The sequence below is a fragment of the Streptomyces calidiresistens genome, from assembly GCF_014141525.1.
Classification (GTDB): Bacteria; Actinomycetota; Actinomycetes; order Streptomycetales; family Streptomycetaceae; genus Streptomyces; species Streptomyces calidiresistens.
In genome coordinates this window covers 1-9,496 of the sequence record NZ_VKHS01000126.1, presented here as the reverse complement: position 1 = coordinate 9,496, position 9,496 = coordinate 1, and the positions used below count along the sequence as shown (strand labels likewise).

Genomic DNA, 9,496 nt, shown 5'->3' with positions numbered 1-9,496 from the left:
TCCCGCTCCCCGGGGCGGGGGCGCGCGTCGTGTCGAACCCGGCCACTCCCGCCCCGGGGAGCGGGAGCAGTCCTTGTCTTTCAACTCCCCCCGGCAACAGTCATAATCAACGCAAGGATGCTTGAGCGCCACGAGGATGTCGGGGGCACCGTGGTCAGAATTCTGTTGGCCGAGGACATGCTGATGTTGCGGAGAGCCCTCGTGTCGCTCCTCGAACTGGAGGTGGGGATCGAGGTGGTGGCCGAGACGGACAACGGGGACAGTGTCCTTCCGTTGGCCCTCGAGCACCGCCCCGACGTGGCGGTGCTCGACATCGACATGCCGGGTATCGACGGCATCACGGCCGCGCGTCAGCTGTACGAGAAGTTGCCGGAGTGCCGGACGGTCATCCTCACCACGCTCGGCCGACCGGGCACCCTGCGGCGCGCGTTGGACGCCCGGGTGTCCGGTTTCCTGATCAAGGACACCGACCCGGACCGGCTGGCGGCGGCGATCCGGGAGGTGGCGGCTGGGGGCAAGGTGGTGGACCCGGGCCTCGCGCTCGCGGCGCTGCAACTCGGTGACAGCCCGCTCAGCTCGCGGGAGACCGAGGTGCTGCGGCTGGCGGCTCAGGGTGAGGACGTGCAGGAGATCGCGGGGGCGTTGTTTCTGTCCACGGGCACCGTGCGGAACTACCTGACCACGGTGGTCACCAAGCTCAACGCTCGGAACCGGATGGACGCGGTACGGATCGCCAGGGATTCCGGCTGGCTGTGACCGACCCGTCGGACGGGTCCCGGTCTCCCTGCGCGACGGGGATCAGGACCGTCAACTCATACCATCCGTCGGCCCGTTCGCCTGCACGGAGATCGCCGCCCAGGGCCCGGGCACGGGCTGCGATGTTGCTCAGCCCGTTCCCGCCGGTGGTCTCCGCGGGGTGAGTGTCCGGTGGAGCGGCGGAGTCGCCCCCCGGACGCCGGGGGGCGGTTTTTGAATCGGTGAAGTGGGCGGTTCCGGCGTCGCGGAGACCGTCGTTGGCGATGCTCAGCCGTACGCCCCGCTCGTCGGTGGTGACTTCGATCCGGCACTCCTGGGCCTTGCTGTGGCGCAGTACGTTGGTGACCCCTTCGCGGAGCACGGTGGCCAGGGTGGAGTCGGTGTCCCGTGGCAGGGTTCCCACCTCGATCCGCATCTCGGCATGGATGCCCATCGCCCTTAGCAGGGAGGATGCGGCGTCGAGCTCGCGTTCCAGGCTCATCCGCAGGTAGCTGCCTGCCACCGAGCGCATCTCGGTGAGGGCCTGCCGGGCATCCCGGACGATCTCGATGATCTCCGTCTCGGCGCGCTCCGGGTCCCGTTTGATCAGGCGGTGGGCGAGCTCGGATTTCAGCGCGATGGTGGAGAGGCTGAAGCCGAGGAGGTCGTGGAGGTCGCGGGCGAAGCGGATCCGCTCCCGGGCGAGTGCCATTCGCACCAATTCGTCCCGGGCCGCCTGCACTTCATTGATCAGGCTGGTCAGCCGACTCAGTCCGTAGACGACCAGACCGGTCAGCCCGGTGGCGACGATGTTGTACCCCAGCCTCTCCACGCCGTACCCGACGGCGAACTGCGCGACCCCCGTCGCCACGATGACCAGCGCGAAGGCGGGCCAGGCGAGTCCGGGCCGGAGGAGCAGCAGACAGGAGGAGGCGAGGAAGCCGGGCATACCGAGCCAGGCGATTCCGAAGACGGTGAACGGCGCGAAGGTCAGCACTGTCTGGAGGATCAAAGTGGTGCGTGGGTGCGCCGATACCCGGGGGAACCAGGTGGGGAAGGAGTGGCAGAGCTGAAGGAAGAGCAGCAGCATCATCAGGAGGACGCAGAGGGTGATCTCAACCGCCGAGAAGCCGCCCTCGATCGCGTAGGTCAGTGCGACGCCGAGGAAGCACAGGATGACCACGGTGGTGATGGAGGTGGCCATCCTGGGAGCTAATTCGACGTTGCTCACCGGCCTTTGACGTGAAACCACCTCCGCGAACGAAGCACGATTCCATCGCATGCGCCACCTCCGCTCGAACGGGACTTCTGCCGGTGTGCACCATACGCGGAGATCCCGGGCAGCGCGCGTGTGAGTGAAGTCGCGAAGTCGGCTTATCGCATAAAGACTTGGTAAGGGGTCAACGGGGCCCGGACCCGGGGCGGACCCCCGCCCCGGGCAACGCGGAGATCACGAACTCGCCCACGCCCGGCTCCTCCAACCAGTCCAGCCCGAATGCCCGGGCAGAGGTCTCGGTGTCGCCGAACGCCAGCGCGCAGGGCCCGAGCCCCATGGCGGTCGCCACCAGGTAAAGGGTCTGTTGAAACGCCCCGACCTCCTTCAACAGCGCGCTGTAGGCCGTGCCCCGGTAGGAGGCACCGAGCCGGTGGTAGCGGGCGGTCATGCTGATCAGCACCGGGGGTTCCTTGGACAGCCCGGCGTTGTCGCCCGCCTCGGTGAGCAGCTCATCGACCAGTTCCGGAGCGGTGTCCAGCGGGGCGAGGGTGTGCGTGTGCGGGTCGTAGTGATAGACGCCGCGCCGCAGCTCTCCACCATCGGTGACCGTGAGATACAGCTCCAGGGGATAGCGGGAGCCGAGGCTGGGATAGGGGCGACCGCTGTTCGGTCCGACAGCGGCCGACCGGTGCAGCAACTGGCCCAACTCCTCGAGGTTCAAAGGCCGACCGTCGTCCGGACGTACCGAGCGACGAGCCTCCATGACCTCACCGAGGCTCGGGTCCGACGCGCGGATCAGCTCCCGGTCCGGGACGGGGAGCGCGATGGCCCGTCCCCCTCGGGCGGGGCCGGTGGTGCGCCTCTCCTCGGCACGGAACTCTCCCGTGGGCCCCACTGGTTCGTCGTGGGCTCCCGGGCGGCTGCGTTGGTGCACCAGCAGCTCCCGGGGGGACCAGTGCGCCAGCGGCTCCTGGTCCTCGGCGAAGACGACCGGACCGGTGGATCCGGGCCGGGCGGTTCCGGGGACGAGCATGCCGGCTTCCGCGAGATGGGCGACCAGCAGCGCGGTCTCGGAGGTCGGCCGGTCGAGGATCCCGGCGACCTCGCTCACGGTGCGGGCACGGGTGTAGCAGCTGACCAGCCGATCCGCCGGGGATGAGTGCAGGATCACCCGGTGCGGCGACAGCGGTGACTCCACCAGCCAACCCTCGGGACCCGCACGCAGCGTAACGAACCGGGACATTCGGTGGACCGTGTCGGCGGCCGGCGGCGCAGGGGCGAAGGTGGCCCGGCGGGACATGGGCACCACGGTGAGCACATGGTCGCCGGTGGGCGTGGCGAGAGTACGGATCACCACGTGTTGGAGCGAGGCGAGCACGGCTCTCAGCGCGGTGTGGTCGGCCGCGAGGGGCGCGGGGTCGGTGTGGTCCGCCGCGGCATCGCCGAAGCCCGGCAGAACGTTGTCCAGGGACACCGGGCCGTAGGTCATGCGCTCCAGCGCCCGGGCGACCACCGGGGGCTCGTTGTCCAGGCATACGTCTCCCCAGGGCGTGGTGACGACCCCGGCCCCCGACCTCTCCCCGCCGGGCCGGAAGCCGGTGTCCTCCCGCAGGGCCCAGAGCTGGACCAGGGTGGACCGCGGTGGGGCGGAGGGAAGCGGGACATCTGTCATGGAGACCTCGGGGTACGGCGCCGACGTGTGTGGGGGAGGGCGAAAAGATGAAAAAGAGGAAAAAGGGGAAAAGAAGGAAAAAGAGGAAGGGGATGGGAAGTGGGAGGGTGCCCGGGGCCCGGAGGGACGCGCTCAGAGGAAGAGCGGTATCGGATTCAGATCCTCGTAACGGACGGGTGTGGAGCGCCGCCCCAACCGGACCGGCACGTCGTACAGCCGGCCGGGACCGAAGCGGGTCCAGAACGGACGCAGCCCCGGCACGACCACCTTGACCACGGGCAGTCCGACATCGGGTCTGGTCTGGTCGAGCACCAGGAGTTCGCTGTCCAGCACGTTCCCGACGAGGGCGCCGATGTCCGCGACATCCTCGGCCAGGTCGTGGCGCGGGGTGTACGGATGATCGGCCGGGGTGCGGGCCGGCGGGATCGGATCGGGCAACAGGTACGCCTGGTTTTCGACCGTGGCGGTGTGCCACCAGTCCAGTACGGCGGGGTCGTCACAGCTGTAGCCGGTGCCGTCGGCGTCGACCCCGGCGACGGGCGGCAGCATCTGGTTGAGTTCGGCCACCGCGCGTCGGAGCGCGATCCGGGGGTCGAGGTGGGCGCCGAAGCCGAGGGTGATGTCCTGCACCGGTTTGTCGACGCGACGGGAGAGCGCGGCGAAGACCGGGATGTTCAGATCTCCTGTGAGGTCCAGGACCCACAGGCGCCGACCGAGTTCCCGGTGGCCGCGACGGACTCGCGAGATCCACTCGTCCTCGAACGCGTCGAGGTCCACGCCGGGCTGACGGGTGCGGTTGTACCACCACAGCGCGACCGCGTCGCGTTCGACGAGTTCCAGGAAGCCCTGGACGAGGGCGTCCTCGCGGGAGCTGCCCGCCGCCGAGCCGTTGGAGGTGGCGAGGAAGCGGTCCCCGCTGGGCGGGGCGTTGTAGTAGAGCAGCGCGGTGGGGACGAGGCGGTGCCGCTCCCCGGTCAGTGACCACATCGGGGTCCAGTCGACGGGCTCGGTCTCGTCGAAGGGGGCGCAGACGTGGTGGGCCGGGCTGTGGTTGGCGTTCCACTCGGCGCGGTCGGCGTACTGACGGGGGTGGTAGAGCTGGAGGGAATCGGGGTGTACCGCCCGGTCGGCGAGTTCCCGGTAGCTGCCGCGTACGGTCGGTTCGTCGCCCTGGAAGTAGCCGCTGTGCCGTTCCACCGCCTCGCACAGGGCACTGACCCTGGCCTGGGTCTCGGTGGTGCCCTTGCCCGAGCTGTGGCTGCGCAGTCCGGCACGTACCAGGGCCAGTCCGGAGGGATCGCCGGCCGGATTGTGCCCGGAGTGGAAGCAGTTGAGGAACTCGGGGCCCCGATGGTCCCGGCGTATCTCCCTGACGAGGCCGGTCAGGTGGTCGATCAGATGGCCGTGTCGCGCCAGCATCCGTTCCGCGGAGACCGCGCGTTCGCCGGTGCCGGTGCCGGTCTTGGGGCGGCTGGTGGGGATGAAGGGGGCCAGTACCTGGCGACTGGCCAGGTCGGGATCGCCGCAGGAGGGGCATTGCGGCCGTCTCCGCAGCGGGTGGTGCTGCCCGGCGAGGGTGAGGGTGTCCATGGTCCACAGCGCGGACTGCCCCGGATGGCGCTGGCCGGCCAACCATTTCACCGCCTCCAGGGCGGTCAGGTGCAGTCCGACCGAGCGCCCCGCGGTGAGTCCGGAGGGCGGACTGCTGACGGGACGTCCCAGAGCCTTGCCCAGATACGTCTCGGCGGGCCGGTTGCGTCTCAGCGACTCGGCGACGCAGTGCCAACACGGACCCTCTCCCGGCCTGAACACCGGACCGATCCAGGGCTGTTGTCCGACCAGGCGAGCGAGCAGCCACGGTGTGCCCGTCGCCCGGTGGGCGGCGTCCAGGGCGGAGAGCCCGGGGTCGAGGTAGGTGTCGCAGAGCACCACGGTGAGCACGGGGTCCGTATCGTCCTCACCCTGCCGATGAAGCTGTAACCCGGCGTCCGTGAGCGCCGTGGTCATCCCCGGCACGGTGCCCACGGCGTGCGCGCCCAGCGCGGCAACCGAGACGGTGCCGCTGGTGGTGCGGTGGACGACCTCGGGACCGTCCAACCCCACCAGGTCCCAGAACGCCTCGTCGGAGGGGTCCCGGGCGTCGGAGGTCCGGTGGGTCAGCAGGCCGGACTCCAGCAGCCTGCCGACCACCTGACGCACCTGCCCCGGGGGGATGTCCTCCGGAGCATCGGCGGCCAGCTGGTCCAGGGTGCGGGTGCCGTCGAGCAGGGGAACGAGCGCGGCGGAGCCGGCTCCGCGGAGTACGGTGACCCCGCGTTCGGAGACGAGGAACACCCCTTCTCCCGGCAACACCTCGGCTGTCAGATGGCGCTTGAACGTCAACCCCGGAGTGGTGCGTGGCGTGTCCACTGCTGTTGTGTCCCCTCGTCTCTGTCCCGGGACGGTGACGGAGTCCCCGGTGATCGGTACGCGGTGTGTTCTTCCGGCTCGGCGTCGCGTCGGACGGCGCGGTGACGGCACGGGGCGGGTGCGGCACCGCCGCGGATCCGCACGGGGCCCGCGGCGACGCCGCACCCGCCCCGCCCCGTCACCGCCCCGGGTCACTCGGCCGTCGCGTCGGTCCAGCAGATGCAGGTGGCGGGCTGGAACGGCTCGGTGGCGAGCTGCCCGAAGTCCTCGATGACGAGGGTGTCGACGGCCGCGGTCTCGACGACGGCGGAGAGAACGGTGGCGCCGGCGGTGGAGTTCATGATGGTGACCCTTCCTCGGAGGAGACGGTGCAACGGCTGCGTACGGGCGGGCCTGCGGGTGGTGGAGCTCCGTGGTCCCGCGGGGCGGCGTGTGGTGCTGCGCGGCGGCTTCGCCGCCCCCGATCGGTGACTCACGGTGAGACCCTGTGAGCTGACGGGTAAGAGTCTTCCGGGAGCCCGGTTCCACCACCAGTGCCGGCCTCACCGGGTGGTCGTGAAGTTCTCATGGTTACCGTGCGCGGAACCTCACGCCCCTTCCGCGTGCTCGGGCTCCGGGGCGTCCGCCATACCGGCGGTCAGGGTGTCGCCGGCCTCCGGGTCGATCAGCAGAAACGCTCCCGTGCGCCGGAGCTCGGTGTAGCCGTCGAGGGCGAGCGGCTCGGCGGTCCGTACGGTGATCCGGCCGATGTCGTTGACCTCCAGGGTGGTGGCGCCCGGCTTCTCCGCGAGGTCCCGGAGATCGAGTCGGGAATCGATCGACTCGACCACGGCACGGACCGTCCGGGAGGTGTGCCGCAGCAGCACCCGTTGCCCCGGACGGAGGGGCCGTTCCGTCAGGTGGCAGACGGTGGCCGTCAGCCGGCGGGTGAGGCGCGGCGCGCCTGCCACCGGGGCCAGGAGATCGCCGCGGGAGACGTCGATGTCGTCGGCCAGCCGGACCGTCACGGACTGCGGCGCCCGGGCCTCCCCGGCCGGACCGGCCGGGGTGTCGATAGCGGTGATGGTGCTGTTCAGCCCGGCGGGTAGCGCGGTGACACGGTCGCCGACCCGCAGCACCCCGGAGGTGAGTTGGCCCGCGTACCCCCGATAGTCGCGGTGGACACCGCTCTGCGGACGAATGACGTACTGGACGGGCAGCCGGGTCGCCTGCGTGCGGGGATCGACACCGCTGGGCACCGTCTCCAGGTGTTCGAGAACGGTGGGGCCCGCGTACCAGCCCATGGTGTCGGAGGGCCTCACGACATTGTCGCCGTCGAGCGCGGAAACCGGGATGGCGGTCACTCCCCGCACCCCGAGTGAGCGGGCGCAGCGGGCGAACCCGGCCGCGATATCGGCGAAGACCTGTTCCGAATGCCCCACCAGATCCATCTTGTTGACCACCAGGGTGACCTGCGGGGTGCACAGCAGCGCGGCGACCGCCAGGTGTCGGCGGGTCTGCTCGACCACCCCGTGGCGGGCATCGACCAACACCAGGGCCAGATCGGCGGTGGAGGCGCCGGTGACCATGTTGCGGGTGTACTGCACATGCCCCGGGGTGTCGGCGAGGATGAAGCGGCGTCGGGGTGTGGCGAAGTAGCGGTGGGCCACGTCGATGGTGATGCCCTGCTCGCGTTCGGCGCGCAGACCGTCGGTGAGCAGGGCGAGGTCCGGTGCCTGTCGACCGCGTTGCCGCGATACGGCCTCGACCGCGGCCAGTTGGTCGGCGAGCACGGACTTGGAGTCGTGCAGCAGCCGTCCCACCAGGGTGGACTTGCCGTCGTCCACCGAGCCCGCCGTGGCGAACCGCAGGGTCCCGGTGGGCGGGAGGGCGGCGTCCGTTGCCGGTTCCGCGGGGCGGGTGAGGCCACCGGTTGGCGTGTCGATGATGTCCATGACTAGAAGTAACCCTCCTTCTTGCGGTCTTCCATGGCGGCTTCGGAGAGCTTGTCGTCGGCGCGGGTGGCGCCCCGCTCGGTGAGCCGGGTGGCTGTGATCTCCGCGATGACCTCCTCGACGGTGTCGGCGGTCGACTCCACGGCTCCGGTGCAGGACATGTCGCCGACCGTGCGGTAGCGGACCCGTTTGGTGATGGTCGGCTCGTCGTCCCGGGGGCCGCCCCAATCGCCCGGGGCGAGCCACATGCCGTCGCGGGCGAAGACCTCGCGGTGGTGGGCGTAGTAGATCGACGGCAGCTCGATGCCCTCGCGTTGGATGTACTGCCAGACGTCCAGCTCGGTCCAGTTGGAGATGGGGAAGACCCGCACGTGTTCGCCGGGGGCGTGCCGGCCGTTGTAGAGCGCCCACAGTTCGGGGCGCTGGCGTCGTGGGTCCCAGGCCCCGAACCCGTCGCGCAGGGAGAACACCCGCTCCTTGGCCCGGGCCTTCTCCTCGTCGCGGCGTCCGCCGCCGAGGACCGCGTCGTACCTCCCTCGGGAGATCGCGTCCAACAGCGGAACGGTCTGCAGGGGGTTGCGGGTGCCGTCCGCGCGTTCCCTCAGTCGCCCGTCGTCGAGGTACTCCTGGACGCGGGCGACGTGCAGCCGCAGCCCGTGTCGGGCCACCGTGCGGTCACGATGGTCGAGGACCTCGGGGAAGTTGTGCCCGGTGTCGACGTGCAGCAGCGTGAACGGGATCGGGGCGGGCGCGAACGCCTTCAGCGCCAGGTGCGACAGCACGATGGAGTCCTTGCCGCCGGAGAACAGGATCACCGGACGCTCGAACTCACCCGCCACCTCGCGGAACACATGGATGGCCTCCGACTCGACGGTATCGAGATGGGACAGCGAGGACGGGAGCGTGACGGGCTCCGTCGTGAGGATGGTCATGCCAGGCCCCTTTCGATCAGCAGTTTCAGTACGGCCGCGGCGGAGCGCTCGACCGGTTCGGTGTGGGAACGGATCCGCAGGTCGGGGGCGATGGGTTTCTCGTACGGGGCGTCGACGCCGGTCAGCCCGCTGATCTCGCCGGCCTCGTGACGGGCGTACAGGCCCTTGACGTCGCGTTCGGCGCACACCTCCACGGGGGCCGCGACGTGGATCTCCAGGAACGCGGTGTCGCTCTTCTCGTGCCACGAGCGGACCAGGTCGCGCACCCGGGCGTACGGAGCGATCACCGGTACCAGGGCGGTGATGCCGTTGCGGGAGAGGACCTCGGCGACGCGGCCGATGCGCTCGACGTTGCGTTGCCTGTCCCGGGGGGAGTAGCCGAGTTCCAGACTGAGGGTGCGGCGCATCTCGTCGCCGTCCAACACCTCGGAGCGGCGGCCGCGCTGCCGCAGCAGGGCGGCGGTGGCCTGCGCGATGGTCGACTTGCCCGCACTGGGCAGGCCGGTCAGCCAGACGGTCGCGCCGGGGAAACAGTTGCAGGACGGGGTCGGCGACATGCGGCCGGGGTCGGCGCCGGAGCGGGGGAGGGGGACGGAGG

General features: G+C 70.3%; 9 protein-coding genes. 2 read left to right on the top strand and 7 right to left on the bottom strand.

Features of this window, described 5'->3' with window-relative positions; translation table 11 throughout:
- Positions 1–117 precede the first annotated feature (117 nt).
- Positions 118–756: a response regulator transcription factor gene (locus tag FOE67_RS08155; protein ID WP_194444057.1), complete on the top strand. Its 639-nt coding sequence runs from the start codon at positions 118–120 to the stop codon at positions 754–756.
- Here FOE67_RS08155 and FOE67_RS08150 read toward each other — a convergent pair.
- From FOE67_RS08150 to FOE67_RS08135, 4 genes are all read right to left on the bottom strand, one after another.
- Complete coding sequence (locus FOE67_RS08150; protein ID WP_228473676.1) at positions 698–1,939, bottom strand: sensor histidine kinase; 1,242 nt, start codon at positions 1,937–1,939, stop codon at positions 698–700. The two genes, FOE67_RS08155 and FOE67_RS08150, sit on opposite strands and share 59 nt — an antisense overlap.
- A gap of 196 nt (positions 1,940–2,135) precedes the next feature.
- Positions 2,136–3,623: a SagB family peptide dehydrogenase gene (locus FOE67_RS08145; protein WP_182661980.1), complete on the bottom strand. Its 1,488-nt coding sequence runs from the start codon at positions 3,621–3,623 to the stop codon at positions 2,136–2,138.
- A 132-nt stretch (positions 3,624–3,755) separates the two neighbouring features.
- The gene (locus FOE67_RS08140; protein ID WP_194444056.1) at positions 3,756–6,005 is read right to left on the bottom strand and encodes a TOMM precursor leader peptide-binding protein; all 2,250 of its coding nucleotides are present in this window, start codon (positions 6,003–6,005) and stop codon (positions 3,756–3,758) included.
- Positions 6,006–6,223: 218 nt separating this feature from the next.
- A complete protein-coding gene (locus FOE67_RS08135) occupies positions 6,224–6,373 on the bottom strand; it encodes a hypothetical protein (protein ID WP_182661976.1) in 150 nt (49 codons plus the stop codon).
- A gap of 1 nt (position 6,374) precedes the next feature.
- Between FOE67_RS08135 and FOE67_RS30005 the strand changes: the two genes are divergently transcribed.
- Entirely contained in the window at positions 6,375–6,503 is a 129-nt protein-coding gene (locus tag FOE67_RS30005) for a hypothetical protein (protein WP_267133313.1), read from the top strand.
- Between the two features lie 116 nt (positions 6,504–6,619).
- Here the strand turns inward: FOE67_RS30005 and FOE67_RS08130 are convergent, their stop codons facing one another.
- The 3 genes from FOE67_RS08130 to cysC are packed head-to-tail and all read right to left on the bottom strand — an operon-like array spanning position 6,620 to position 9,455.
- Complete coding sequence (locus FOE67_RS08130) at positions 6,620–7,966, bottom strand: sulfate adenylyltransferase subunit 1 (protein ID WP_182661974.1); 1,347 nt, start codon at positions 7,964–7,966, stop codon at positions 6,620–6,622.
- 2 nt (positions 7,967–7,968) lie between these two features.
- Positions 7,969–8,898, bottom strand: a complete 930-nt coding sequence (gene cysD, locus FOE67_RS08125) for a sulfate adenylyltransferase subunit CysD (RefSeq protein WP_182661972.1) — start codon at positions 8,896–8,898, stop codon at positions 7,969–7,971.
- Complete coding sequence (gene cysC, locus FOE67_RS08120; RefSeq protein ID WP_182661970.1) at positions 8,895–9,455, bottom strand: adenylyl-sulfate kinase; 561 nt, start codon at positions 9,453–9,455, stop codon at positions 8,895–8,897. Before cysC ends, cysD begins: the two co-directional genes overlap by 4 nt.
- Between the last annotated feature and the right edge of the window lie 41 nt (positions 9,456–9,496).